This is a genomic window from Bradyrhizobium sp. USDA 3311 (assembly GCF_054062495.1).
Genome location: NZ_JBSSFI010000001.1, coordinates 710,514 through 734,841 on the forward strand (window position 1 = coordinate 710,514; position 24,328 = coordinate 734,841).

The following is a 24,328-nucleotide window of genomic DNA, read 5'->3' on the forward strand; positions in this document are numbered from 1 at the left end:
CTACTCGGCGGCGGCTTCGGGGCGCACCTGGCGCGGCAGCGGGAAGAACTCGTTCTCTTCCGCGGCCGAGACCGTCTCCACATGCAGCGTGAAGCGCTCGGCGAACGCGTCCATGATCTCCTCGACGATCACTTCCGGCGCCGAGGCGCCCGCGGTGATGCCGAGGCTGGTGATGTTTTCGAACCGCTTCCAGTCGAGGTCGGCGGCGCGCTGCGCCAGCACCGCGATCGGGCAGCCCTCACGCTCGGCGACCTCGCGCAGGCGCTGCGAGTTCGACGAATTCGGCGCGCCGACCACGATCAGGGCGTCCACCACCGGCGCCACCTTCTTCACCGCGAGCTGGCGGTTGGTGGTGGCGTAGCAGATGTCTTCCTTGTGCGGCCCGTTGATGTTCGGGAAACGCTCCTTGAGCAGCGCGACGATCTCTGCGGTGTCGTCGATCGACAGCGTGGTCTGGGTCACGAAGGCGAGGTTGTTGGGATCCTTCGGGGTGATGGTCTTGGCGTCCTCGGCGGTCTCGATCAGGGTGACGGCGCCGACGGGGAGCTGGCCGAGCGTGCCGACCACCTCGGGGTGATGGGAATGGCCGATCAGGAAGATCTCGCGGCCGCGCTTGAAGTGGATCGCCGCCTCGCGGTGGACCTTGGTCACCAGCGGGCAGGTCGCGTCCAGCGAGAACAAATTACGGGACTGGGCGTCGGCGGGAACCGATTTCGGCACGCCATGGGCCGAGAATACGACCGGCGCGGTGGTACTTTCCGGGATTTCGGCCAGCTCCTCGACGAAGATGGCACCCTTCTTCTTCAACCCATCGACGACGTATTTATTGTGCACAATCTCATGGCGAACATAGACGGGGGCGCCGTATTTATCGAGCGCCCGTTCCACGGTGTCGATCGCCCGGACCACCCCGGCGCAGAAGCCGCGGGGAGAACAAAGCACGATCTTCAGGTCTGGTTTGGCTGACATTGAGCGATCTCGGGACCGAATCACCTCGCCGAATGGGGCGGGAAGCGGTCGATGGATGAATAGGGCTTAGGGTACGGGCTTACAGCGACTTCAGAGGGAATTGGGCCCCCTTTCGGGCGCTGTCAAGGCACTATCTATAGCAGAACCATTGCGTGGCTAGCCCCTCCGGGCTTATATAGCGCGAATTCCCAGTCATCGCTGATGACCACCGGCTTCGCCTCCAAAGGGGTGGGCGAAGCACAAAGGAGATTTGCCATGAGCAACGCACCTCTGATGCCCAAGGCGACCGCCGTCTGGCTGCTCGACAACACCGCGCTGACCTTCGACCAGGTCGCCGATTTCACCAAGATGCATCCCCTCGAGGTGCGCGCGATCGCCGACGGCGACGCGGCCCAGGGCATCAAGGGCATGGATCCCCTCTCCAACGGCCAGCTCACCCGCGAGGAGATCGAGAAGGGCGAGAAGAACCCGGACTACCGGCTCCGCCTCCAGGAGAGCAAGGTCGTGCTGCCGCCGCAGCCCAAGCGCAAGGGCCCGCGCTACACCCCGGTCTCGCGCCGCCACGAGCGCCCGAGCGCCATCCTCTGGCTGCTGCGCAACCATGCGGAGCTCAAGGACGCCCAGATCATGCGCCTGGTCGGCACTACCAAGAGCACGATCGCCAGCGTGCGCGACCGCACCCACTGGAACACGTCCTCGCTGACCCCGATCGATCCGGTCACCCTCGGCCTCTGCTCGCAGATCGAGCTCGATTTCGAGGTGGCCCGCGCGGCCAAGGAAAAGCCGATCGACGCGGCCTATGGCGGCGCGACCCTGCTGCCGGCCTCGGAGACCACCAAGAAGGACGAGTTCGAGCCGGCCGAGCGATCGAGCGACGACCTCAACGTGGACGCCGTGTTCGCCAAGCTGAAGACCCTCGGCGGCAAGAAGCAGGACGAGGAGGAGTAATTCCCCCTCCTCCGATTTACCATCAAGCTGGATTTGAACGCGGCGGCCCCCCGCCGCGTTTTTATTTGGGCGCGCGGGCGTGTGTCGATGCCTGCCTGGCAGATTCGCGGAGGCCAGGGCGAGAGGCTGCATGATCTCGGCAGCCAGCCGGCGAGGCGCACGTGGCCGCAATCTGGAACGATGCGTATGATGTCGCATTGTTCCCGCGCGGAGGATCAGAGATGCAAGTCAACGAAGAACGCTTTGCCTTGATGCTTGGTCACGCGGCGCTGTCGGTCTGGGGTGAGATGCCCCGGGACATTCAGGAATCGCTGTTCGAGATCGCCGTACAAGGGCACCCCGAGGATCGCGACCCGCTCGCGAAGCTCCTGCACGATCGGCATCCCCGCACCGTGCATTCGGACTGACAGGATACAGGATTGGTCGAGCAGATCGACGCGGCGCCGGGCCCCCCCGCCCGGCGCCGCGAAGACGTCATCAGAACTTGTACGTGACGCCGCCGCCGACCAGCCACGGGTCGATATGCGCGTTGCCGGTGACAGGCAGGCCGCTGACGGTCGCGCTGTAGTCCGGCCGCAGCCAGAGCTTCTTGACGTCGACGTTGAGACCCCAATGCCGGTCGAGCATGTAGTCGAAGCCGAACTGCACGGCGCCGCCCCACGCATTGCTGACGTGCAGGCTCGTGGTGGTGGCGACGATCGCGGGCGGGCCGACGATGGCGGCCGGCGCATTGGCGGCGGAATTGTTGAAGAACACGGTGTAGTTCACGCCCGCGCCGATATACGGCTTGAACGCACCGAAATTGTCGAAGTGATATTGCAGCGTCAGCGTCGGCGGCAGCAGCGTGGTCTTGCCGATCGGCAAATTCGCGAGCGAGCCGGTGCCGCTGATCGAATGCCTGGTCACGCCGAGGATCAGCTCGGCCGCGATGTTCCTGGTGAAGAAATAGCTGATGTCGAGCTCGGGCACGACCTGGTCGCTGATCGAGAGGCCGGAATTCGGCGACGACAGCGACGGCACGCCCGCGACGTTGACGGTCGAGCCGCCGGCATCGGGCAACACACCGAGCACGCGCAGGCGCACCATCCAGGGATTGAACGCCTCCACGGGCGGCGGCGCCTTCTTGTAGACCGGCAGGTCCGCGGCCTGCGCCGAGGCAAAAGTCCCCGCGAGCATCGCACCGACCATCGCGATCCGCGCCAAGTGTCTTGTCGTTCTCTGCATTTCAATCCCCTTCAGCCGTCTCTCGCGCATCGTTGCGCGACACCAGCGTCAGAGCAGAAAGGGGATGGTGAAGGATTTGACGCCGATCAAATCCGGCGAAACGCGGCACGATTTGTGCCGCGGCGTTGCAGATGTGTCACGAGGAGCGCGAATGCGAGCCAGTGGCCAGGCAGGATTATACCGCGCCCGATATCACGGCCGCTCGGGATGGTTCAGCATGTACTCGCCGAGATCGCGCTGGCGGCGGTCGGCGCGGGCGGTAGCGGCGCTGCGCTGGACATCACGGTCCTTGCGGCAAGCCACATATTCCGGCGAGCCCGCCGCATAACCGCGGCTCTGGCACACCGCGTCGTCATCGTCGCCGCCCACAGCCACGGGCGTCTGGTAGCGCGCCGAGCAGGCGGAGAGCACAATGGCGAGAGCTAAGGCTGCAAGCAGGCGCGGCGCGGTGGCGAGTGGCATACGAGGTCCCCTGTTGGCGGGCCCTGTTTAGCCCGGAATGAGGAGATTGTAAGTCGGCAACACCGTCATTCCGGGGCGGTCCGCAGGACCGAACCCGGAATCTCGAGATTCCCAGGTGCGCAATTGCGCACCATAGTTCGATGCTTCGCATCGCCCCGGAACGATGGTTCGAAACCTCACACCCGCCCCTTCAGTGCCGCCCCGATCTCGTCCAGCACCTTGGGGTCCTCGATCGTCGCGGGCATGGTCCAAGATTCGCCGTCGGCAATCTTCTTGATGGTGCCGCGCAAAATCTTGCCGGAGCGCGTCTTGGGCAGGCGGCCGACGGTGATGGCGAGCTTGAAGGCAGCGACGGGCCCGAGCTTGTCGCGCACCAGCGCAATGATTTCCTTCTCGATCTCGGCGGGTGCGCGCTGCACGCCGGCCTTGAGCACCAGGAAGCCGCAGGGCACCTCGCCCTTGATCGCGTCCTTGACGCCGAGCACGGCGCATTCGGCGACATCGGGATGCGAGGCCAGGATCTCCTCCATGCCGCCGGTGGACAGGCGATGCCCGGCGACGTTGATGATGTCGTCGGTACGGCCCATCACCCAGACATAGCCGTCCTCATCCTTGTAGCCGGCGTCCGAGGTTTTGTAATAGCCGGGGAATTCGCTGAGGTAAGCCTCCTTGAAGCGCTCGTCCTGCTTCCACAGCGTCGGCAGGCAGCCCGGCGGCATCGGCAGCTTGATGACGATCGAGCCCATGGTGTTGGGACCGACAGGCTTGGCCGCTTCATCGACCACGTCGACCTGGTAGCCCGGCATCGGCACCGTCGGCGAGCCGTGCTTCACCGGCAGCATGCCGAGGCCGACCGGATTACCGGCGATGCACCAGCCGGTCTCGGTCTGCCACCAATGGTCGATCACAGGCACCTTCAGCTGCTGCTCCGCCCATTCCACCGTGGGCGGATCGGCGCGCTCGCCGGCGAGGAACAGCGTGCGGAATGTCGACAGGTCGTATTGCCGGATGAACTTTCCTTCCGGATCCTCTTTCCGAATCGCGCGGAACGCGGTCGGCGCGGTGAACAGCGCCACCGCCTTGTGCTCGGAGATGACGCGCCAGAATGCGCCGGCATCGGGCGTGCCGACCGGCTTGCCCTCATACATGATCGAGGTCGCGCCGTGCAGCAGCGGGCCGTAGACGATGTAGCTGTGGCCAACCACCCAGCCGATGTCGGAGCCGCACCACCAGACCTCGCCCGGCTTGACGCCATAGAGGTTGAACATCGACCACTTCACCGCGACCAGATGGCCGCCATTGTCGCGCACCACGCCCTTGGGAATGCCCGTGGTGCCCGAGGTATAGAGGATGTAGAGCGGATCGGTGGCGGCGACCGGCACGCAAGGCGCCTTCTTGCCGTCGTTCATCGCCTTGCGGCGCAGGCTCGCCCAATCGTAATCGCGGCCCGGCGCCAGGTCACAGGTGAGCTGCGGACGTTGCAGCACGATGCAGGCCTTCGGCTTGCTGCCGGCAAGCCTGATCGCCTCGTCGAGCAGCGGCTTGTACTGCACGATGCGGCCGGGCTCGATGCCGCAGCTCGCCGACAGGATCAGCTTCGGCTGTGCATCGTCGATGCGGGTGGCAAGCTCCTTCGCGGCAAAGCCGCCGAACACGACGGAATGCACCGCGCCGATGCGCGCGCAGGCGAGCATCGCGACCACCGCCTCCGGCACCATCGGCATGTAAAGAATGACGCGATCGCCTTTGGCGACGCCGAAATCCTGCATGACGGCGCCGAGCGCCTGCACCTCGTTCAGCAGCTCGGCATAGGTGAGCTTGGTGATCGAGTTCGTCAGCGGCGAATCATGGATCAGCGCGACCTGGTCGGCGCGGCCGCGTTCGACATGGCGGTCGAGCGCGTTATAGCAGGTGTTGACCACGCCGCCGGTGAACCAGCGGCCGTAGGTTCCTTGCGACGCGTCGAAGATCGTCTTGGGCGGCTCGATCCAGTCGATTTCCCTGGCCGCCTCGGCCCAGAAGCCCTGGGGATCAGCCAGCGAGCGTGCATGGACCTCGTGATAGCTGCTCTTGCCCTGGATGTTCATGTCCCGCGCTCCCGTTTCCCTTATTTGCCTAGCCTTGACCTGACGACAGGACAGCCGTCCCGCCATGACCAGGATCAATCGCCGGCCTTGTTTGAGAGGTATTTTCCCGGGATCGGGCCGCGGTTCAAGCTGAAAAGGATGATGTCCTTCCCCCTCTCCCCGCTTGCGGGGAGAGGGTCGGGGTGAGGGGGAGTCTCCCCGGGGACGGTGAGAGCTGGACTCGCGGAGAGTCCCCCTCACCCGGAATTTGCTGTCGCAAATTCCGGCCTCTCCCCGGCACGCGGGGAGAGGCGAAGAATCCCGCCTACCCCTCCATCGCGTTCAGCCGCTGCAACCGCTCCTGCATGACCTTCCTCAGATCATAGCCGGGCCGGCCAAAGCTTGAGTTGCGGGTGCTAAGGAAATCGCGCTGGGTACGGCGCAGGTCGCCGGCCGAGCGCTTGTTCGCGGATTTCAGCACGCGCTCGTAGGTCTCGGCGATCTGGCGGTCGAGCACGCCCAGCTCCGGATCGGCGCAGATCACCTTCTCGACCTCGCGCTTCGCGGTCGCGCAATCGAACGAGGGGCCGTTGCCGGAATTCGCCGCGAGCGGACGCCGCGGCTCATCGCCGAATTTCGCGATCTCCGCGATCATGGTGCGGCGGCCATTGGCCGCGTTGTCGTTGCCGGGATCGAGCTTCAGCGCGGTCTCGTAATCGGCCAGCGCCTTCCTGCGCTCGCCCATCTTCTTGTAGAGCACGGCGCGATTGTTGTAGGTCTGCGCGAAATTCGGATCGAGCTTCAGCGCGGACTCGTAGTCGCTCAGCGCCGCCCCGAACTCGCCCTTGAACTGGTAGGAATCGCCGCGGTTGGTGAAGAAGTTCGGCTTCGGTGCCAGCCGCAGTGCCTGGTCGTAGTCGGCGATCGCCTTGTCGTAATCGCCCATCGCGGCCAGCGACAGGCCGCGATTGTCGTAATATTCCGGCACCTTCGGATCGAGCCTGATCGCCTCGCCGGCGTCGGCGACGGACTTGTCGAGCTGGCCGAGCTTCTTGTAGGCCGCGCCGCGATTGGTATAGGTGCGCGGCCGGTTCGGATCGAGCCGCAGCGCCTCGCTGAGATCGCGGATCGCCTTTTCGTTGTCGCCGCCGAGATAATAGGTCACGCCGCGGTCGGACCAGGCCTGCGCGTCATCCGGCTTCAGCTTGATCGCCTGGTCGTAATCGGCCAACGCGCGGTCGAGCCGGCGCTGACTGGTGTAGACGACGCCGCGCAGCTCGTAGGACTCCGCATCCTGCGGATCGAGCTCGATCGCCTTGCTGAGGTCCGCCGCGGCGCGGTTGAGATCGCCGCCGGCCTCGCGCAGGAGATCGCCGCGCAGGCGCCAGGCTTTTGCGTTCTTGCCGTCGAGTGCGATCGCGCGATCGATGTCCCGCAGGGCCTGGGTGAGACCACCCGAGGTGCGCGCATTGGCGTCAGCACGGACCAGCAGCGCCGCAGCGCGATCGGAGCTCGAATTGGCCGCCTGGTCGATGATGGCGCTGCACGACGTGATCAGCTCGGCGGGAGCAGCCTTGCTGCCGGCGATACAATCGGCGGCGGCCGAGGCAGGCGCGGCGAGGACAAGGCTCATGGCGGCGCTGAGCAGGAGGGCGCACAGCGAGGTTTTGGATGTTTGCGCGGAAGAGCGCGTGCCGCACATGAGGAAGGCTCCGTGACGTCAGGTTTTCACCATTGTCGCGGTGGATTGGCGATGGGTTCAAGCGCGCCCAGCAAGCGACGCACCGGCACCTGCACTCCCTCGCCCCGCTTGCGGGGAGAGGGGGAGCCTCAGCGGGGACGGCAGCAGTGAGACTCGCGGAAAGTCCCCCTCTCCCCGCACGCGGGGAGAGGCGAAGAACTCAATACCCGTCCACCCCGTTGATCTGTTGCAGCCTGTCCTGCATCGCCTTCTTCAGATCATACCCCGGTCGGCCAAACCCGCTATTCCTGCGCGCGATGAAATCGTCCTGTTCGCGCTGGATCTTGCGCGCCTCCGCCGGGCTCTGGGCTTCGCGGATGACGCGCAAATGCGATCCGTAGATCTCGCGGTCGAGATCGGCGAGCTCGCGATTTCCGCAGATCGCCTTCTCCACGGCGCGGGCCGCGCGGGCGCAATTGAAGCTGGGCTTGCCCGCGACCGCCATCTGCGCGCCGATCCGCTCGAGCTCGCGCGCCATAGCCTTGTGATTGGCCTTGGCCTTCTCGTGGTTCGGATCGAGCTTCAACGCGGCGCCGAAATCCTGCACCGCCTTGGGCTTGTCGCCTTTCTTCAACCAGAGCTCGCCCCGCGCGTTGAAGACATCCGCGAGGGTGGGATCGAGCAAGAGAGCACGGCTGTCGTCGGCGATCGCGCGGTCGACCTGATCGTGCCGCGCGTAAAGCGCGCCGCGCGCGACGAGCGCCTTGATCAGGTCCCCCTTCGCCGTCTTCTCATTGTCGATCACGTCAGCGCAGGCGGAATTGGCCTTGTCCATGTCGTCGCCAGCGGCAGCCGCAAGGCACGGCGCGATGTCGACCTGCGTGACGGCGGCCGGCTCGCCACCGGTCGCGGCCAGGGCCACGCCGAGCGGGAGCGCGCAGAGCAGTACGGCACCGGACCATTGAATGAGATTTTGAAAACGCATGCTTGCTGCAGTCAGGAGGTCTTGCCTTGAGGCCGTACTATCCATCATACGGCCGGATTGGTGCTAGCTTGTGGCGCCGCTCAAATCGGTTTCGGGGATTATCGTGTCGACATTCGAATGGATCATCGCGCTGCTGCTCGGCGCCGTTGCCTTATCGGCGCTGGCGCGGCGGATCAAGGTCCCCTACCCGACCTTTCTCGCCATCGGCGGCGCCCTGATCGCTTTCGTTCCGAATAGTCCGACCTGGACGCTGGAGCCGGACCTGGCACTGGCGCTTTTTGTCGCACCGGTCCTGCTCGATGCGGCCTTCGACACCTCGCTGCGGGACCTGCGCAACAACTGGGTTCCGGTCTCGACCCTCGTCGTGGCCGCGGTCGGCCTGACCACGGTAGGAGTTGCCTACGTCGCGCACCGGCTGATGCCTGACATGCCCTGGGCCGCCGCGATCGCGCTCGGCGCCATCGTGGCGCCGCCGGATGCCGCGGCGGCGGTCGCGATCCTGAGCCAGGTCAAGCTGCCCCATCGCATGGTGAAGGTGCTGGAGGGTGAGAGCCTGCTCAACGACGCGACCTCGCTGCTGATCTATCGCATCGCGGTCGGCGCGGTCGTCATGCAGCATCTGAAATGGAGCGAGGTCGCGCCGACGATCGCGCTGGCGCTGGTCGGCAGCGTCCTCGCCGGTCTGCTGGCGGGGCGCATCATACCGCTGTTCCTCCAACGCGTGAAGGAAGCGCCCAGCGCGATCATCCTGCAATTCGCCACCACCTTCATGGTGTGGATCGCCGCCGAGCATCTCGGCCTCTCCGGCATCCTCACCATCGTCGTCTACGCCATCACCATGGCGCGCACGGCGGGGGCGCACATGCCGGCGCGGCTGCGGGTGCCGTCCTATGCGGTGTGGGAGACGATGGTGTTCGTGCTCAACGTGCTCGCCTTCATGCTGATCGGCATGCAGATGCGGCCGATCTGGACGCGATTGGACGCGGACGTGCGCTGGGAATATTGCGTGGCGGCAGCCTGGATCCTGCTCACGGTGGTCCTGGTGCGGCTGCTCTGGGTGACGTTCTACCGCACGACATTGCGCGCGCTGATTGCCCACGGACTTTATCATCCCAAGGATCCGAAACAGGTGGCCTCGCCGAAGGGCGGCCTCATCATCTCCTGGTGTGGCATGCGCGGCCTCGTCACGCTCGCGACCGCCTTCGCCCTGCCGGAGAACTTTCCCTATCGCGACTTCATCGTCTTCATCGCCTTTGCCGTCGTGCTGGGATCGCTCGTCATCCAGGGCCTGACGCTGCGGCCGCTGATCCTGGCCTTCGGGCTTAAGGACGACGATCCCGTCGGCATCGAGGTCGCGCGCGGACGCGCGGTCGCCTATCGCGCGGCGCTCGATGCGATCGAGAGTGACCCGTCGGAGGAGGCGGAAATCCTGCGGCTCGAATATCGCGCCATCCTGATGCAGGCGGACGACGATCCGAACGGCGGCATTGCCAGTGGCGAATTACCGGCCGATCCGCTGCGCCGCCGCGCCATCGAGGCCGCGCGCAAATCGATCTTCGACCTGCGCGCCACCGAGGTGATCGGCGACGACGCCTTTCACCGCCTCGAGGAGGAGCTCGATCGCGCAGAATTGAGCGCGGGGGGATAAGCCTCAAGAGCAGCACACTCCGCTGTCGTCCCGGACGAGCGAAGCTCCAGACAACGCGCAGCGTTGACTGGAGCGGAGCGCCGATCCGGGACGACAGCGGGGCATTGAACCAAACGCCGTCTCTTCAGACACACTCCAGATGACGACCCTGATCGACGACCGTCGTGTTCGCGCGCGTGATGCGTCGCCTGCACGATATTTTTACCTCCACATGGCCCTGGCCTGCGCGGCGACCGCTTTTCTCGGCTTCGCGCCGACCTATTGGGTGCCGCTCGCCCACCGGACGTTCTCCGCAAGCCCCGTGATTCACTTTCACGGCCTCCTGTTCTTCAGCTGGTCTCTCTATTTTGTGATCCAGACCTGGCTGGCGGCTTCAGGCCGCGTGGTCAATCACCGCGCGATCGGCATCGTCGGCGTTTCGCTCGCGACCGCGATGACGATCTTCGGCTTCCTCGCCTCCGTGCACGTGATGCAGCACTCCGCCGCGCTCGGGCAGAAAGAAGCCGGCATCGCCTTCTCGATCGTGCCGATGAGCGGCATCGCGTTCTTCGCGGTGGTGTTTGTGCTCGGCATCGCGAACACCCGCAGGCCCGAGATCCACAAGCGCCTGATGCTGCTCGCCGCGGTCTCGATCCTCGACGCCGCGATCGCGCGCTGGTTTCTGACCTTCCTCGCCCCTCCCGGACCGCCCGGTCCGCCGCCGGTGCCGGTGACCATCGCGCCGGCCGTGGTCGCCTCGCTGTTGCTCGTCGTCGCCATGGTGCGCGACTGGCGCACCGAGCGCCGCGTGCATCCGGTCTACATCACCGGCACGCTCGCGATGCTGGCGGTGAAGGTGCTGAACTGGCCGATCAGCGAAAGCGCGGCATGGCATGCGTTCGCCGGCGGGATTCTGGCGCTGGCGCAGTAGTTCTCCGATGTCGTCCTGGCGCAAGCCAGGACCCATTACCCCGAATGCCGATTGTTGAAGAAGGCTGGAGCTACCAGCCTTCGCCAAACCTGTCCCTGTGGTAATGGGTCCTGGATCAGCGCTCGCTTGTCCAGGACGACGGCGGAGTGTGAGGCAGCGCTTACGCCCCCGCCTTGCACGTGATCCCGCCGTCCACGACCAGCTCGATCCCCGTCACATATTTCGACTCGTCCGACGCCAGGAACAGCGCGGCATTCGCGACGTCAAAGGCATCGCCCATGTGACCCATCGGCACCTGGGCATCGCGCGCGCGCCACATCGCCTCGACGTCGCCCTTGGCGTAGCTGGCGGCAAGGCCGGCGGAATGCTCGACCATCGGGGTCTTCATCAGGCCGGGCAGGATCGCATTCACGCGCACATGATGCCGCGCGAACTCGATCGCGGTGGTGCGCGTCATCTGGTTCATCGCCGCCTTCGAGGTGCCATAGGTGACGTAGGAGATGCCCATGTGGCGGATCGAGGCGATCGAAGAGATGTTGATGATTGAGCCGCCGCCCTGCTTCACCATCACGGGGATGACGTGCTTCATGGCGAAATAGGCGCTCTTGAGGTTGACGCTGAAGACGCGGTCCCAGCTCTCCTCGGATACCTCGACCACGCTGCCCATCTCGGCAATACCGACATTGTTGTCGAGCACGTCGATGCGGCCATAGGCCTTCAGGCACGCCGCGACCATCGCCTCGATCTCGGCTGACCGCGAGACGTCGGCGGTAAACGCGGTCGCCTTGCCGCCTTCGTCATTGATGATCTTCGCGGTCTCCTCGGCAGCAGTGCCGTTGCGGTCGACGCAGAACACCTGCGCCCCCTCGCGCGCGAAGGTCACCGCGGTCGCCTTGCCGTTGCCCCAGCCCGGCCCGATCGAGCCGGCGCCCACCACCATCGCAACCTTGCCCTTGAGCCGATCCATCGCGTGTCTCCCTTGTTGTTATTCTTGTAGCCCGGATGGAGCGAAGTGCAATCCGGGCTACGGATCGTTGCAGACCTTCATCGTCGTGACGTTAGCACCTATGGGATGCCCGACAATCTCCGACAATGTCCGGCACGCGCCGTCATGGCAGAGCCGCCATTCCCCGGCGGCGCCGGAATTGCCGAGCACGACCTCCTGCATCGGCGCACGCTGCGGCTGCCATTGAAACCAGCCATCGACGAGCCGCGCTTCGGGCGGCGGCTCCATGCCGGCGCCGGTGCCCTTGACCCGCGCCTGCACCAGTTCGAGCCCCGCCGGCGTGACGCGCCAGTCCTCCTGCCAGTCGACTTTTTCGATCGAATGCGTCCACACCAGCGTGAAGGCGGACAGCGCCAGCGCCTTCACGCCTGATGCTGTGGCGAAGCAGAGGCTCACACCGCCTCGACCGTTGCCGGTGGGCGCTGCCGCCACTGCCACAGCACGAGCGCGGCGGACAGCACGAAGCCCGCGGTGTCGCTGAACGGGAAGTCGCCGAGCAGGCAGAACGCGGCACCGAGCGCGACCAGGCGTTCGACGAGCGTCAGCCGCGTGAACAGGAAGCCGATCGCCACCATGCCGAACAGGCCGATCGCGACCAGCGCCTTGAAGGTCGCTAGCGCGACCGCGCCGTAGAAGCCGAGCTTGGCCGCCATGGGATCGCCGGCTTGGAGCATCAGCGCCGGCGAATAGACGAAGACGAAGGGGATGACATAGCCGGCGAGCGCGATGCGCATCGCCTCCCAGCCGATCTTGTCCGGATTTTCCTTCGCGATCGGCGCGGCCGCGAGCGCGGCGAGCGCGACCGGCGGCGAGAGGTCGGCCATGATGCCGTAGTAGAACGCGAACATGTGGCTCGCGATCAGGGGCACGCCGAGTTTCGCCAGCGCGGGCGCCGCGAGCGCGGCGGTGATGATGTAGGTCGGGATGGTCGGAATGCCGGTACCGAGCAGGATCGACAGCAGCATGGTCATGATCAGCGCCAGGAACAGGCTCTTCTCGCCGAGACCGATCACCCAGCCGCCGAAGATGGTGCCGACGCCGGTCTGCGACATCATGCCGATGATGACGCCGACGATGGCGCACGCCATGCCGACGGTGATGGCGGACTTGGCGCTCTCGGCCAGCGCGTCGCGGCACTCGCGCAGGGCCTTGAACCCGCCGCGGATGAAGGCGGTGATCACGATCAGCCCGGCGACGACGCTCGCGACCGGCACGATCTGAAGCCCGTCGCGCGACAATGCGGCGACGACGAGCGCGAGCCCGACCCAGAAGATGGTGCGGATCACCATCGAGGACGCGCCGGCCGTGATGCTGGCGCCCAGGATCAGCGTCACCGTGAGCGCGAGGCCCATGCTGCCGGCATAGAGCGGCGTAAAGCCTTCGAACAGCATATAGACCAGCGCGGCGAGCGGCAGCACGAGGTACCAGCGCGTCACCAGCGCCTTCCAGGCGCTCGGGATCTCCGAGCGCTTCATGCCGACGAGACCGTGCTTGCCGGCTTCCAGATGCACCATCCAGAACGCGGATGCGAAATAGAGGATCGCGGGGATCGCCGCCGCCTTCACGATCTCCGAGTACTGGACGCCGAGCGTCTCCGCCATGATGAAGGCGACCGCGCCCATCACCGGCGGCATGATCTGCCCGCCCATCGACGCCGTGGCCTCGACACCGGCTGCAAAGGCGCGGCGATAGCCGAACTTGATCATCAAGGGAATCGTGAACTGGCCGACGGTGACGACGTTGGCGACGCCCGAGCCCGAGATCGTGCCCATCATGCCCGAGGCGAACACCGCGACCTTGGCAGGTCCGCCGCGGGTGCGGCCAAACAGGCCGAGCGAGACGTCGGTGAAGAGCTGGATCATGCCGGCGCGCTCGAGGAACGAGCCGAACAGGATGAACAGGAAGATGTAGGTCGCCGACACGTAGATCGGCACGCCGTAAAAGCCTTCGGTGCCGAACGACAGATGCGTGACGATCTGGTCGAAATCATAGCCGCGATGGTTGAGCGGCGATGGCAGATACTGGCCGAAGAACCAGTAGAGCAGGCACGCGCCGCACATCAGCGGCAGCGCCGCGCCCATCAGGCGCCGCGTGCCCTCGAAGATCAGCACCGCAAGCAGCGTGCCGACGGCGAGATCGAGCCTGGTCGGATCGCCGTCGCGCGCGATCAAATCGGCGTAGAAGATCCACTGGTAGAGGCCGCAGAAGAAGCCGGCGCCGCCGATCACCCAGCCGAGCGCGCGGCCGACATCGCTCCTTGCAGTGAAGTTCGCGATCAGGCCGAAGGTGAGGAGAACGAGAAAGCCGACATGGACGCCGCGCACCACCTGGCTCGGCAGATAGTTGAAGGCGGCGACATAGAGCTGGAAGGTCGCGAAGGCGATGCCGATCCAGTAGGCGAGCCGGCCCCACCAGCCCGGGCCAAACCCTTCGGGGAAGCCGTGCTCGAAATTGTCGAATTCGACCTTGATGGGCGCCTCAGAGCCCTCTGCCTGCAACATCGATGTTTCCCCGCGCCCTGATTAGGTGCGTTCTTACAGCATTCGCGCTGCGCCCTGAATACGTCATACCCGGGCAGAAGCGCGAAGCGTCTTCGCGCAGATGACCCGGGCATCCACGCTCACTCCGTCATTCCGGGGCGATGCGAACCCGGAATCTCGAGATTCCGGGTTCGGCTCTTGCGAGCCGCCCCGGAATGACAGCGGAGAATTACTTGATCAGCCCCTTTTCCTTGTAATAGCGGATCGCGCCGGGGTGCAACGGAACCGGGCTGCCGGTGGCGGCCGTCTCGAGCTTGATCTCCTTGCCGGCCGCGTGGGCATTCTGCAACTCCGGCAGCGACTCGTAGACCAGCTTGGTCATCTGGTAGGCGAGATCGTCCGACACCGCCGAGCTGGTCACGAGATAGTTGACCACGGCCGCGGTCGGCACGTCCTTGTCCTGGCCCGTATAGGTGTTGGCGGGAATGGTCGCCGCGATGAAGGGCGGGCCGATCTTGTCGACGGTCTCCTTCGGCACCGACACCACCGTGATCGGGCTCGAGGTGGAGAGATCCTTCAGCGAGGCCACACCGAGCCCGGCCGATTGCAGCGTCGCACCCAACTGGCGGTTCTTCATGAGATCGACGGATTCGGCGAACGGCAGATACTCCACCTTGCCGAGGTCCTTGTAGCTCATGCCGGCCGCGCTGAGGATCGCGCGGGAATTCAGCTCGGTGCCCGACTTCGGGGCGCCGACCGACAGGCTCTTGGCCTTGAGGTCGGCCAGCGTCTTGATGCCGCTCTCGGTGGTCGCGACGATCTGGATGTAGTTCGGATAGATCGCGCCGATGGTCCTGAGCTTGTCGAGCTTGGTCTTGAAGCCGGCTTCCTCGTCGCCGTCCCAGGCCGCCTTGAGCGAGTCGCCCAGCGTGAACGCAAGCTCGCCGCGGCCCTGCTGGAGCAGGATCAGGTTCTCGACCGACGCCTTGGTGGCCTGGACCTGCGTCTTCACGTTCGGGATCTTGTCGCCGTAGATCTTCCCGATCGCGACCCCGAGCGGGTAGTAGACGCCGGAGGTGCCTCCGGTCAGCACGTTGATGAAGGATTGCGCATGCGCGCAAGGCGCCGACGCCGCCAGAGCAAGAGCCGCGGCCACGCCGAAAATCGTCCGTTTCATGATTTCTGTACTCCCCAAACCGGCGGGGAAATTGGCCGGATGAGGGGGGCGGGTCAACCCATCCAATAGGCAAAACAGGACTGCGGTAAACAGCCGTTCCGGCTCGACTTTTGGGGAACCCGACGGGTGCGGCGACGTGGCGCAGCCGGATCGCGGCGCGCCCGAACGCATCGTGTTCGAGCGCGCTATCTGCTCACTGGAACGTCATGTCCAGGCACTTGGAGATGTCGGAGCCGAGGCCGGAGGAGATGATGATGCAGCCGCGCACCTTCTGCGCGGTGACGTCAGCAGCCCAGACCGAGTAGCCGCCGGGGCCGAAGAACGAATTGGTGTTCGGCGGCTCGGTCTCGGTGGCGTCGAAGTCGTAATGTCCGTCGGTCTCGAAGATGCGCGGCTTCTTGGTGCAGCCGCCGTCGGTCTGGACGTTGATGACTTCCTTGTTGTCCCGGGTCAGGGCCAGCGAGACCTGGCAGCGGAAATATTCCGAGGTCCTGGTGTTGAAGAGATAGGTGTAGGACTTGCAGGTCGCCGTGTTCAGCTTGCCCGGGGCAAGGCCGCGGCTGCACGAGATCCGCTGGTTGTGGCTGAGCTGGTAATCATCGGCCCGGGCGGCCGGTGCCAGCGCCGTAAGCAACAGCGCGGCAGCCGAGCAGGCTTTAATGACATGGTTCATTCGAATCATCCCCACCAATATTTTTGTCGAATTGCGTTCTAGACGGAAAGCGGAACATAGTCGCGAGGGGACGAAGGGAAAATCACAAACTGCTGGACAAGACGTGATGCGCCGCGGCGCTTTCGCGAATTGACCCGAAAATGCCGTTCGTGATTTGTTCAAGCCGGGCACCCCGACGATGGGGAGGATAGGATCATGGCATTTTCAACGAAGGCATTTGCAATCGCAGCCGCGCTCGGCGCATTCACAGCACCCGCATTGGCGCAGACCGAGGCGACGCCCTGGGAGCTCAAGCCCGACATGGGCTACGCCTATGACAGGGACGGCAAGACTTATTCCTACAAGATGGGCACCAGCAATGCCGGCGAGCTGCTGAAGGGCGCCAAGAAGGTGCCGAAGGGCACGCTGTTCTTCATCGGCCACAACGGCCAGCTCTACATGCGCAGCGGCCCGTATCTGGAGGGCGACGGCAAGTTCAAGTTCGGGCCGGATCAGTAGGCACGGCGCCGTAGGGTGGGCAAAGGCGCGTTAGCGCCGTGCCCACCACCTGTCAGCACACTCTGGTCGAAAGCGGTGGGCACGCTTCGCTTTGCCCACCCTACGGCAGCGTCCTAAAACGCCCCCGCCAGCTCCCGCGCGCCGGCATTGTTGCTGTTGCTGTCCATCCGCGTATCCGTCACCGCGAGCAGCTTCGCCACCGTGTTGTGGCGGATCGCGACCGGGTTGCGCTCGTAGCCGCCGCGCTGGAAGAAGTTCGAGGTCGGCACCTGTTCGCGCATCGCCTGCGGCATCGTCACCATGTCGAGCCCGGTGCCGTCGCCGGTGAGGTTCATCATCTCGAGCTCGGCCGCCGTGAGCGGACGCGCGTAGCCCTTTGCGCGCGCGAACAGCACCGACGTCAGCAGCTTGTGGGTCTGCAGCATCGGTCCGATATCGACGTCGAGCACCATGGCATGCATCGCCCAGCCCTGCGCGGTGTTGCCGATCTTCTCGTGCTCCGACCAGGAGTCCGGCACCGACTTCGCATGCGCCACCATTTTCTTCAGCACGGTGAGCTTGTGCTCGAGCGACTGCCGCGCCGGGCCCGAGGTCCGCGCCACCTTGTCGGAGAGCGCGCGAATGAATTCATGGCCCTGCTCGGCCAGCAGCTCGACGCTGTTGGTGGTCAGGAGCTGGTTGTAGCCCATCGCGGTCGAGATCGCGCGCTTGCCGCCATGCTCGATGCCCGCCTGCACGTCGTAACTGCCGGTGCCGCCGGTCTCGAACGAATAGACCCGCACCGCCTGCTCGCGCGTCAGCCCGGAGGCGAGCGCGTAGCGCGCATAGGCGCGCTTGAACTCGACCTCGCTGGACGGGCGCTGCGGCGTGAACTGGTAGAGCTCCTGCGCCGCACGCAGCAGATCGGCGACGACGGGGATCGGCTTTTTGGTCGGGCGCTCCGGCGTTTCCTCCGGCTCCGGATTCACCGGCCGCTTCGGCCCGCTATACAGCGGCGGATGCTCCAGCACGTAATCGTCGAGCGTGATCTGCTGCCCGCCGCGCCGCTTGGCATTGCGGGTCTTTCGCTTCTCGGAGATCTGGCTCCAATAGGCGCCGGCTTCCTCGTCGAAGGCCGCGCGCGCGGCCTGATATTCCTGCAGCTTGCGGCGATATTCGAGCACAGCGGGGGACGCCCCGCCTTGGGCAAAAAACTGCGACAGGAGCTGGGCCTTGGCATCGCGGACGGCGGGCGGCAGCGCGTCGGACGCGCCGCCACGCGCGGCGGGCGCGAGCAGGACGAGCGCGAATGGAACCAGCGCAAGGCTCTTTCGAATCGAATGATGCATGCCGCTCTCTTAACAGGCATCCGGTAACCGTCACGTTAACGCGCCGTTTACCATCGTCACTTCCAGGCGAACACCGGCTGTTCCAGCTCGGTCACGCGGGTCTGCCGCCCCGCCAGCACCTCGCGGAACTGGTAGATCAACGCCGCCGTCGGCGCGTGGATCAGGCTCATCTGGTAGTGAAAGCGGATCACTCGGCGGCTGCTTTCGGGGATCGCGGTGAAATCAAAGGCGTCGTCGCGCTCGATCGTCGTGAGCGCGATGCGATGAACGGAGGCGACCTCGTCCGGGTTCGGACGGATGGCGGCGGCGGCCGTGGCCCAGACCACCACCGGCGTGATCAGATAGCCGGAGCGGGTCGGATAATCGTCGAGCGTGCCGAGCACCTCCGCGCTGGTGAGGCGAAGGCCGAGCTCCTCGTCGAGCTCGCGCAGCGCCGCCTCGACCGGCGTCTCGCCGGCATCGCAGCGTCCGCCCGGCAAGGCCCATTGGCCGCGATGAGCGCGCAGGTGCGATGCGCGCAGCGTGAGCAGGAACGCGGTGTCGTCCCCCTCGCCCGCCGCAGTCAGCGCGACCGCCACCGCGGCGCGCTTCAGCGAAGGCGCTGCGCCGTCTTCCGGCAGCCGCGTGAAGGCCGCGCAGGCGGCCGCGATATTCCGCCGTGTGGCATCGTCGAACGGTCTCATCATGCTTGACTACACCACGTCCGCCCCCGATGAAATGAGATCGCAAGGCCCGCAGAGGAATGGACGACGAGATGACCAACAAGGCCGCCGCAAGGCTCAAATCGGAGGGCTGGACCATCCTCGATACCACGGGCTTCTTGCACTTGATCGGCCCCTTGTGGCAGCGCAAGGTCGACGGTCGCTACGAATTCGCACTCGCCACCGAGGACAAGCATCACAACCGCCGCGGCATGGTCCAGGGCGGCGTGATGATGACGTTCGCCGACCGCACCTGCGGCATGACCGCCCGCTACGTCTCCGGCAAGGAGTTCATGGCAACAGTGCAGCTCGACACCCATTTCGTCGAGGCCGGCCAGATCGGCGACATCCTGATCTCCCGCCCGCGCGTGGTGCGCGCGACGCGCAGTCTGATTTTCATGAGCACCGAAGTCAGCGTGGACAACCGCTGTGTGGTGATGGCCAACGGCGTGTTCAAGATCTTGAAGGGGCCGGCGTAGCGGCGCGTTCCGCCGTCGTCCTGGCGAAAGCCAGGACCCATTACCCCTGAGAGAAATTGCAGCGCGAACCGGTAACCGCGAATCTTCGCAAAACCAATTCCTGGGGTAATGGGTCCTGGATCGGCGCTCGCAATTGGACAACGCTACGCGTTGCCAGGCGCTCGCTTGTCCAGGACGACGATGGGGAACAACGCGCTCCCCCAACCTCGTCATTGCGAGCGCGGCGAAGCACTCCAGACGCGTTCCTCGGACGCATCTCTGGATTGCTTTGCAGCGCTCGCAATGACGGAGCGGGATGGCTATGCTGCTCCCACAAGAGGCAGCAAGGATCCGCCCATGCAATACCGCCAGCTCGGCCGCACTGGCCTGAAAGTCTCGCCGATCTGTCTGGGCACCATGATGTTCGGCGGACCGACCGATGAAGCCGCATCAACGCGGATCATCGCGAAGGCGCATGAAGCCGGGATCAATTTCATCGACACCGCGGATGCCTATTCGAAGGGCGCATCCGAGGAGGTCGTGGGCCGCGCGATCGGCAACAACCGCCATGCCTGGGTGCTGGCGACCAAGCTCGCCAATCCCATGGGCAATGATCCCAATCGCGGCGGGCTGTCGCGGCGCTGGGTGTTGCAGGCCGCGGACGAAAGCCTCAAGCGGCTCGGCACCGACCACATCGACATCTACTATCTGCACAAGGAGGACCATGCGACGCCGCTGGAGGAGACGGTGCGCGCGATGGGCGATCTGATCCGCGCGGGCAAGGTGCGCTATTTCGGCGTCTCGAACTATCGCGCCTGGCGCGTCGCCGAAATCTGCAACATCTGCGACCGGCTCGGCATCGACCGGCCCGCGGTGAGCCAGCCCTATTACAACGCAATGAACCGCATGCCCGAGGTCGAGCACTTTCCGGCCTGCGCCTACTACGGCCTCGGCATCGTGCCCTATAGCCCCTTGGCGCGCGGAGTGCTCACCGGCAAGTACAAGCCGGATGCAGCCCCGGACAAGGAGACGCGTGCGGGACGCAACGACACCCGCATGATGCAGACGGAATGGCGGCCGGAGTCGCTCCAGCTCGCGCAGGAGATCAAGAGCCACGCCGAGAAGAAAGGCATCACCGCCGGCCAGTTCGCTGTCGCCTGGGTGCTGAACTCCGCTTTCGTCTCCTCGATTGTGGCGGGCCCGCGCACCGAGGAGCATTGGGACGGCTACATCAGCGCACTCGACTATCGCTTCACCAGCGAGGACGAAGCCCTGATCGACCGCCTGGTGACGCCGGGCCATCCCTCGACACCGGGCTACAACGACCCGGCCTATCCGATCGAAGGCCGCCGCGCGCGAACGGCATAACAGCGGGAGGCGACGATGGCGCATGAAGATCGATACGGCCTGCCATTCTCCACCAACTCGCACGAAGCGGCATCCGCCTATCGCGACGGCGTCGACCTCATGCTGGCGGGCTGGACCGGTACGGCGGAGACGCTGGAGCGCGCCATCGCCGCCGATCCGGACTTTGCGCTTCCCCTTATCGCCCGCGCCCGCGTGCATGCCTTCTACCAGCAGGGCGACCTCGCGCGACAGAAGGCGGCGGCCGCGCGTGAGCTCGTTGCAAAGCGCGGCACGGAACGTGAGCGTTCGCATGTCGAGACCCTGGCGCTGGCGATCGAGGGACGGCTGCCCGAGGCGATTGCGGCGACGCTGAAACACGTCGAGGCATGGCCGCGCGATGCCGTGGTGCTGTCGCTGCCGCTCGGCGCGTTCGGCCTGTTCGCCTTCTCCGGCATGGCCGATCACGACCGCGCGCGGCATGAGCTGTGCGAGCGCGTCGCGCGGCATTATGGCGAAGACTGGTGGTTCCTCACCATGTCCGGCTGGGCGATGACCGAGAACGGCGACGTAGCCCGCGGCCGCGGCATCACCGAGCGCGGCTTCGCCCTGCGCCGGCAGAATGCCCATGCCGCGCACGCCGTGCTGCATGCGATGTTCGAGGACGGCTCGATCGAGGCGGCCGACCGTCTCGTCGACGAGTGGATTCCCACTTACGACCGCGCCGGAATCCTGCACGGCCACATCCGCTGGCACCAGGCGCTCGGCGCGCTCGAGCATGGCGACGCCGCACGCGCACTTGCGATCTATGCCGACGTGCTGCAGCCCTCCGCGACGCAGGCGCCGCCGCTCAACGTCGTCACCGACGGCGCCTCGCTGCTCTGGCGCCTGTCCGCTTATGGCCACGCCGTGCCGCAGGAACTCTGGCTCGACGCCGACTCCGCCGCGCAAAAGCTGTTTCCGAAATCGAGCTTGCCGTTCGCCGACGTCCATATGGCGCTGTTCGCGGCCGCAACGCAAAACCGCGACGCCCTCGCCGCGCGCCTTGCCGTGATCGAGCAGCGGGTCGCCGAGGGCAAGCTGCCGGCCGGCCCCGTGGTGCCGGCGATCTGCCGCGCACTGGCGGCCTTTGCGGACGAGGACTATGCGGCCTGCGTGCGGACGCTCGCACCCGTGCTCGCCGACGTCGTCCGCATCGGCGGCAGCCATGCCCAGCGCGAATTGATCGAGGACACCTTTATTGTCGCCCTCATGCGCGGCGGCGAGCTGGCGCGCGCCCGCAGCATGCTCGACGCCCGCCTGCATCGCCGCCCCTCCCTGCGCGATACGCGCTGGCAGGCGGCGATGGCTTGAGGCAGGATAAGAAAAACAAAGCGGAGGACGCCCATGACCGAGATCGTTGCACTGGAGGCGCTGGCCAGCCGCGTTGCATCGGGGCAATCGCTGGCCGTCCCCGTGGACCGCTCCGGCGTCGCGATGGCCGCGACCGCCGCCATCATCGCGGCCGGCATCGACAATCTTCATCTGGTCTGCGTCCCCATCAGCGGCATGCAGGCCGATCTCCTGATCGGTGCCGGTGCGGTCAAGACGCTCGAGACCAGCGCCATCTCGCTCGGCGAAGCCGGCGGCGCGCCGCGTTTCGGCGCCGCGGTGCGGGCGGGTAGCGTAACGCTGCGCGATGCCACCTGCCCCGCGATTCACGCCGGCCTGATGGCGGCGCAACACGGCGTGCCCTTCATGCCGATCGCCGGCATCATCGGCAGCGATCTGCTCGAGGTGCGGCCGGACTGGAAGGTGATCGACAGCCCGGTCGGCGAGGCGCGCAAGGTCGTGGTGGTGCCGGCGATCAAGCCCGACGTTGCGCTGTTCCATGCGCCGGAGGCCGACCGTGCCGGCAATATCAGGATCGGCCGCTTCCGCGAGCTCGCCACCATGGCCTATGCCGCCAAGCGCACGCTGGCCACCGTCGAACGCATCGTCGACCGCGATCTGTTCGAGACGGAGGATTCCGCCGCTGGCGTGCTGCCCTCGCTCTATGTCGACGCCATCGCGGTTGCCGAGCGCGGCGCCTGGCCGCTGGCGCTATGGAACGAATATCCTGCCGACGAGGCCGAGATCGCGCGCTATGCGGCGATGGCGCGCAGCGAGGACGGCTTCCGAGCCTATCTCTCGACCTTCCTGTCCCATCGCAAGCAGGTGGCCTGATGTCATTGGAACGCGAACGGCGAGAAATCCTGATCGCCACCATTGCCGACCTGCTCGACGGCATCCGTCACGTCGCGGTCGGCGCATCGTCGCCGATCCCCGCGGCCGGTGCGATGCTGCTGCGCGCACGCAACGAACTCTGTGGCAAACCGCCGGTGCGCATCTCGATCCTGGGATCGCAGCGGCACAATTTCTTCACCAATGGCGGCATCGAGCTGTTCGACTGCGCCGCGCAAGGAAGGGTCGATGCGTTCTTTCTCGGCGGCGGCCAGATCGACGGCGCGGGCAACATCAACCTCGTCGGCACCGGCGATTACCCGAAGACCGACGTGCGCTGGCCCGGTTCGTTCGGCTCGGCCTATCTCTACCATCTCATTCCGCGCGTGATCCTGTTTCGCGAGGAGCACACCCCGCGCGTGTTCGTGCCGAAGGTCGACTTCGTCAGCGCCCGGGCGACCACACCGGAGGTCCCTCGCCGCGGCGGGCCTTACGCGCTCCTGACCAACATGGCGCTGTTCGACTTCGACCGCGAGGCAGGCGGCTTCGCCCTGCGCTCGGTGCATCCGCCCTTCACGCCGGCCGACATCAGGGAGAATACCGGCTTCACCTATGAAGAACCGGAGGTCGTGCGGGAAACCGCGCGGCCCGATTCCGCAACCCTGGCATTGCTGCGCGGTCGGATTTTCGACGAGCTCGCCGAGACTTACCCGGCCTTTGCAAGGACGATGAAGCAGGCGGCGTGACCCTCCGGTTCTGCCACGAAAAAAACACTGGCCTGACGGCAAGTGCCTTCCGGGATGGTTGGGCGATTTTGGGCGAATCGCCGATGGGTGGCGCGGTGGTATTCCAGACGGGCTTGGCGGCACAAACGGGATCGCAACCAATTTGCGGTTCGATGGTTGTTGAGCGGAACCTTTCCGCGATCCCCTGGCCTATGAGCCTCACGATGCGCCTCTGCCGACCGGCCCTCGCGGCAGCCTTCGTTGTCCTCGCAAGCCCTTGTTTTGCTGAGTCTTCCAGGCCGATTCCCGTCAACAATCAGCCGGCGCAGCAGACCGCCTTCATCGATCTGCTGGCGCTGATGTCCGGCCACTGCAAGACGCTCAAGGTCGCGGGGCGTACCCTTGCCTGCAAGACGGTGGCCTACGCCCATGGCGACACGGGCCGGGTCAATTTCGCCGTCGCTGTCGACGACCCCACTGATGCGAACCACGTCGTGTCGTTCTCCGGCGAGAACGGCAAGCGGGCCGACGACAACTCCTACGAGCTGCCGATCGACCGCATGCTGCTCAACTCCAAGGACCGGCCCAAGGTCGACGGCCTGCCGGTGCCGGCGGAGCAGACCTCCACCGGAATCTGCCGCCAGACCGGCAATTTCGCCGCCCGGAAGGTGACCGATGTCACCTGCTCCGCAACCGACAGCGAGGGCCGGAAGTACGAGCTCCTGTTCGTCTCCGACGGCACGCCGGTAAGCGTGCGCCGCATCAGGCAATCGTCGCCGTCGATCCAGGATCCGTTCAAGTAGCGGCCCCTTGTGTCGCCCTGCTTGTCACCGGGGTGAGCAC

At 65.7% G+C, this 24,328-nt stretch carries 24 protein-coding genes; 11 read left to right on the forward strand and 13 right to left on the reverse strand.

All coding sequences use genetic code 11. From position 1 onward, the window contains the following. Positions 1 to 969 carry a 4-hydroxy-3-methylbut-2-enyl diphosphate reductase gene (gene ispH, locus ACVWW6_RS03435; RefSeq protein ID WP_011084132.1) on the reverse strand — a complete coding sequence of 323 codons (969 nt, stop codon included), beginning with the start codon at positions 967 to 969 and terminating at the stop codon, positions 1 to 3. Positions 970 to 1,224: 255 nt separating this feature from the next. On the opposite strand from ispH, the gene ACVWW6_RS03440 reads away from it, so the two are divergent. Continuing rightward, positions 1,225 to 1,917, forward strand: coding sequence for a DUF1013 domain-containing protein (locus ACVWW6_RS03440; RefSeq protein WP_028173595.1), 693 nt, complete (start codon positions 1,225 to 1,227; stop codon positions 1,915 to 1,917). A gap of 221 nt (positions 1,918 to 2,138) precedes the next feature. Further along, positions 2,139 to 2,324: a hypothetical protein gene (locus ACVWW6_RS03445; protein ID WP_027546983.1), complete on the forward strand. Its 186-nt coding sequence runs from the start codon at positions 2,139 to 2,141 to the stop codon at positions 2,322 to 2,324. Positions 2,325 to 2,394: 70 nt separating this feature from the next. Here the strand turns inward: ACVWW6_RS03445 and ACVWW6_RS03450 are convergent, their stop codons facing one another. The 5 genes from ACVWW6_RS03450 to ACVWW6_RS03470 all read right to left on the reverse strand — a co-directional run bounded on the left by ACVWW6_RS03450 (position 2,395) and on the right by ACVWW6_RS03470 (position 8,335). Next, on the reverse strand, positions 2,395 to 3,141 hold the full coding sequence (locus tag ACVWW6_RS03450; RefSeq protein WP_028173596.1) for an OmpW/AlkL family protein: 747 nt from the start codon (positions 3,139 to 3,141) through the stop codon (positions 2,395 to 2,397). A gap of 192 nt (positions 3,142 to 3,333) precedes the next feature. Continuing rightward, complete coding sequence (locus ACVWW6_RS03455; RefSeq protein WP_028173597.1) at positions 3,334 to 3,603, reverse strand: hypothetical protein; 270 nt, start codon at positions 3,601 to 3,603, stop codon at positions 3,334 to 3,336. A 176-nt stretch (positions 3,604 to 3,779) separates the two neighbouring features. Then, a complete protein-coding gene (locus tag ACVWW6_RS03460; protein ID WP_011084127.1) occupies positions 3,780 to 5,690 on the reverse strand; it encodes a propionyl-CoA synthetase in 1,911 nt (636 codons plus the stop codon). A 304-nt stretch (positions 5,691 to 5,994) separates the two neighbouring features. Continuing rightward, positions 5,995 to 7,371 carry a tetratricopeptide repeat protein gene (locus ACVWW6_RS03465; protein ID WP_456680123.1) on the reverse strand — a complete coding sequence of 459 codons (1,377 nt, stop codon included), beginning with the start codon at positions 7,369 to 7,371 and terminating at the stop codon, positions 5,995 to 5,997. 199 nt (positions 7,372 to 7,570) lie between these two features. Beyond that, entirely contained in the window at positions 7,571 to 8,335 is a 765-nt protein-coding gene (locus ACVWW6_RS03470) for a tetratricopeptide repeat protein (protein WP_028173600.1), read from the reverse strand. Between the two features lie 70 nt (positions 8,336 to 8,405). Between ACVWW6_RS03470 and ACVWW6_RS03475 the strand changes: the two genes are divergently transcribed. Both ACVWW6_RS03475 and ACVWW6_RS03480 read left to right on the forward strand, forming a co-directional pair. Next, positions 8,406 to 9,983, forward strand: coding sequence for a cation:proton antiporter (locus tag ACVWW6_RS03475; protein ID WP_011084124.1), 1,578 nt, complete (start codon positions 8,406 to 8,408; stop codon positions 9,981 to 9,983). A gap of 139 nt (positions 9,984 to 10,122) precedes the next feature. After that, on the forward strand, positions 10,123 to 10,893 hold the full coding sequence (locus ACVWW6_RS03480; protein ID WP_456680124.1) for a hypothetical protein: 771 nt from the start codon (positions 10,123 to 10,125) through the stop codon (positions 10,891 to 10,893). A gap of 160 nt (positions 10,894 to 11,053) precedes the next feature. On the opposite strand, the gene ACVWW6_RS03485 is transcribed toward ACVWW6_RS03480, so the two are convergent. The 5 genes from ACVWW6_RS03485 to ACVWW6_RS03505 form a co-directional block, all read right to left on the reverse strand. Beyond that, on the reverse strand, positions 11,054 to 11,860 hold the full coding sequence (locus ACVWW6_RS03485; RefSeq protein WP_456680125.1) for an SDR family NAD(P)-dependent oxidoreductase: 807 nt from the start codon (positions 11,858 to 11,860) through the stop codon (positions 11,054 to 11,056). Positions 11,861 to 11,917: 57 nt separating this feature from the next. After that, complete coding sequence (locus ACVWW6_RS03490) at positions 11,918 to 12,295, reverse strand: DUF1850 domain-containing protein (protein WP_304550784.1); 378 nt, start codon at positions 12,293 to 12,295, stop codon at positions 11,918 to 11,920. Further along, positions 12,292 to 14,400 (reverse strand): TRAP transporter permease, encoded by a 2,109-nt coding sequence (locus ACVWW6_RS03495; RefSeq protein ID WP_456680126.1) that lies wholly within the window; start codon positions 14,398 to 14,400, stop codon positions 12,292 to 12,294. Before ACVWW6_RS03495 ends, ACVWW6_RS03490 begins: the two co-directional genes overlap by 4 nt. A 208-nt stretch (positions 14,401 to 14,608) precedes the next feature. Beyond that, positions 14,609 to 15,556: a TAXI family TRAP transporter solute-binding subunit gene (locus tag ACVWW6_RS03500; RefSeq protein WP_028173606.1), complete on the reverse strand. Its 948-nt coding sequence runs from the start codon at positions 15,554 to 15,556 to the stop codon at positions 14,609 to 14,611. A gap of 193 nt (positions 15,557 to 15,749) precedes the next feature. After that, complete coding sequence (locus ACVWW6_RS03505) at positions 15,750 to 16,229, reverse strand: hypothetical protein (protein ID WP_028173607.1); 480 nt, start codon at positions 16,227 to 16,229, stop codon at positions 15,750 to 15,752. A gap of 195 nt (positions 16,230 to 16,424) precedes the next feature. Between ACVWW6_RS03505 and ACVWW6_RS03510 the strand changes: the two genes are divergently transcribed. Continuing rightward, positions 16,425 to 16,727 (forward strand): hypothetical protein, encoded by a 303-nt coding sequence (locus tag ACVWW6_RS03510; protein WP_028173608.1) that lies wholly within the window; start codon positions 16,425 to 16,427, stop codon positions 16,725 to 16,727. A 113-nt stretch (positions 16,728 to 16,840) separates the two neighbouring features. Here ACVWW6_RS03510 and ACVWW6_RS03515 read toward each other — a convergent pair whose 3' ends face one another. Next, positions 16,841 to 18,055: a hypothetical protein gene (locus ACVWW6_RS03515; protein WP_456680127.1), complete on the reverse strand. Its 1,215-nt coding sequence runs from the start codon at positions 18,053 to 18,055 to the stop codon at positions 16,841 to 16,843. A 56-nt stretch (positions 18,056 to 18,111) separates the two neighbouring features. Beyond that, positions 18,112 to 18,741, reverse strand: coding sequence for an NUDIX hydrolase (locus ACVWW6_RS03520; RefSeq protein WP_456680128.1), 630 nt, complete (start codon positions 18,739 to 18,741; stop codon positions 18,112 to 18,114). A 68-nt stretch (positions 18,742 to 18,809) separates the two neighbouring features. Here ACVWW6_RS03520 and ACVWW6_RS03525 point away from each other — a divergent pair, with 68 nt between their 5' ends. The 6 genes from ACVWW6_RS03525 (at position 18,810) to ACVWW6_RS03550 (ending at position 24,288) form a co-directional block, all read left to right on the forward strand. After that, complete coding sequence (locus ACVWW6_RS03525; protein WP_060912756.1) at positions 18,810 to 19,235, forward strand: PaaI family thioesterase; 426 nt, start codon at positions 18,810 to 18,812, stop codon at positions 19,233 to 19,235. Positions 19,236 to 19,571: 336 nt separating this feature from the next. After that, entirely contained in the window at positions 19,572 to 20,582 is a 1,011-nt protein-coding gene (locus ACVWW6_RS03530) for an aldo/keto reductase (RefSeq protein WP_456680129.1), read from the forward strand. Between the two features lie 15 nt (positions 20,583 to 20,597). Beyond that, entirely contained in the window at positions 20,598 to 21,911 is a 1,314-nt protein-coding gene (locus ACVWW6_RS03535) for a tetratricopeptide repeat protein (RefSeq protein WP_456680130.1), read from the forward strand. Between the two features lie 33 nt (positions 21,912 to 21,944). Beyond that, positions 21,945 to 22,763: a CoA transferase subunit A gene (locus tag ACVWW6_RS03540; protein WP_456680131.1), complete on the forward strand. Its 819-nt coding sequence runs from the start codon at positions 21,945 to 21,947 to the stop codon at positions 22,761 to 22,763. Then, complete coding sequence (locus ACVWW6_RS03545; protein WP_456680132.1) at positions 22,763 to 23,506, forward strand: CoA-transferase; 744 nt, start codon at positions 22,763 to 22,765, stop codon at positions 23,504 to 23,506. The genes ACVWW6_RS03540 and ACVWW6_RS03545 overlap by 1 nt, the downstream gene beginning before the upstream one ends. A 203-nt stretch (positions 23,507 to 23,709) precedes the next feature. After that, a complete protein-coding gene (locus tag ACVWW6_RS03550) occupies positions 23,710 to 24,288 on the forward strand; it encodes a hypothetical protein (protein WP_028173616.1) in 579 nt (192 codons plus the stop codon). Positions 24,289 to 24,328 lie beyond the last annotated feature (40 nt).

Coding starts and splice junctions, on each gene's coding strand:
- ACVWW6_RS03520 (WP_456680128.1), bottom strand. CDS start 18,741: ATGATGAGACCGTTCGACGATGCCACACGGCGGAATATCGCGGCCGCC.
- ACVWW6_RS03525 (WP_060912756.1), top strand. CDS start 18,810: ATGACCAACAAGGCCGCCGCAAGGCTCAAATCGGAGGGCTGGACCATC.
- ACVWW6_RS03540 (WP_456680131.1), top strand. CDS start 21,945: ATGACCGAGATCGTTGCACTGGAGGCGCTGGCCAGCCGCGTTGCATCG.
- ACVWW6_RS03485 (WP_456680125.1), bottom strand. CDS start 11,860: ATGGATCGGCTCAAGGGCAAGGTTGCGATGGTGGTGGGCGCCGGCTCG.
- ACVWW6_RS03515 (WP_456680127.1), bottom strand. CDS start 18,055: ATGCATCATTCGATTCGAAAGAGCCTTGCGCTGGTTCCATTCGCGCTC.
- ACVWW6_RS03510 (WP_028173608.1), top strand. CDS start 16,425: ATGGCATTTTCAACGAAGGCATTTGCAATCGCAGCCGCGCTCGGCGCA.
- ispH (WP_011084132.1), bottom strand. CDS start 969: ATGTCAGCCAAACCAGACCTGAAGATCGTGCTTTGTTCTCCCCGCGGC.
- ACVWW6_RS03535 (WP_456680130.1), top strand. CDS start 20,598: ATGGCGCATGAAGATCGATACGGCCTGCCATTCTCCACCAACTCGCAC.
- ACVWW6_RS03500 (WP_028173606.1), bottom strand. CDS start 15,556: ATGAAACGGACGATTTTCGGCGTGGCCGCGGCTCTTGCTCTGGCGGCG.
- ACVWW6_RS03480 (WP_456680124.1), top strand. CDS start 10,123: ATGACGACCCTGATCGACGACCGTCGTGTTCGCGCGCGTGATGCGTCG.
- ACVWW6_RS03505 (WP_028173607.1), bottom strand. CDS start 16,229: ATGAACCATGTCATTAAAGCCTGCTCGGCTGCCGCGCTGTTGCTTACG.
- ACVWW6_RS03545 (WP_456680132.1), top strand. CDS start 22,763: ATGTCATTGGAACGCGAACGGCGAGAAATCCTGATCGCCACCATTGCC.
- ACVWW6_RS03530 (WP_456680129.1), top strand. CDS start 19,572: ATGCAATACCGCCAGCTCGGCCGCACTGGCCTGAAAGTCTCGCCGATC.
- ACVWW6_RS03470 (WP_028173600.1), bottom strand. CDS start 8,335: ATGCGTTTTCAAAATCTCATTCAATGGTCCGGTGCCGTACTGCTCTGC.
- ACVWW6_RS03495 (WP_456680126.1), bottom strand. CDS start 14,400: ATGTTGCAGGCAGAGGGCTCTGAGGCGCCCATCAAGGTCGAATTCGAC.
- ACVWW6_RS03445 (WP_027546983.1), top strand. CDS start 2,139: ATGCAAGTCAACGAAGAACGCTTTGCCTTGATGCTTGGTCACGCGGCG.
- ACVWW6_RS03440 (WP_028173595.1), top strand. CDS start 1,225: ATGAGCAACGCACCTCTGATGCCCAAGGCGACCGCCGTCTGGCTGCTC.
- ACVWW6_RS03550 (WP_028173616.1), top strand. CDS start 23,710: ATGCGCCTCTGCCGACCGGCCCTCGCGGCAGCCTTCGTTGTCCTCGCA.
- ACVWW6_RS03460 (WP_011084127.1), bottom strand. CDS start 5,690: ATGAACATCCAGGGCAAGAGCAGCTATCACGAGGTCCATGCACGCTCG.
- ACVWW6_RS03450 (WP_028173596.1), bottom strand. CDS start 3,141: ATGCAGAGAACGACAAGACACTTGGCGCGGATCGCGATGGTCGGTGCG.
- ACVWW6_RS03465 (WP_456680123.1), bottom strand. CDS start 7,371: ATGTGCGGCACGCGCTCTTCCGCGCAAACATCCAAAACCTCGCTGTGC.
- ACVWW6_RS03455 (WP_028173597.1), bottom strand. CDS start 3,603: ATGCCACTCGCCACCGCGCCGCGCCTGCTTGCAGCCTTAGCTCTCGCC.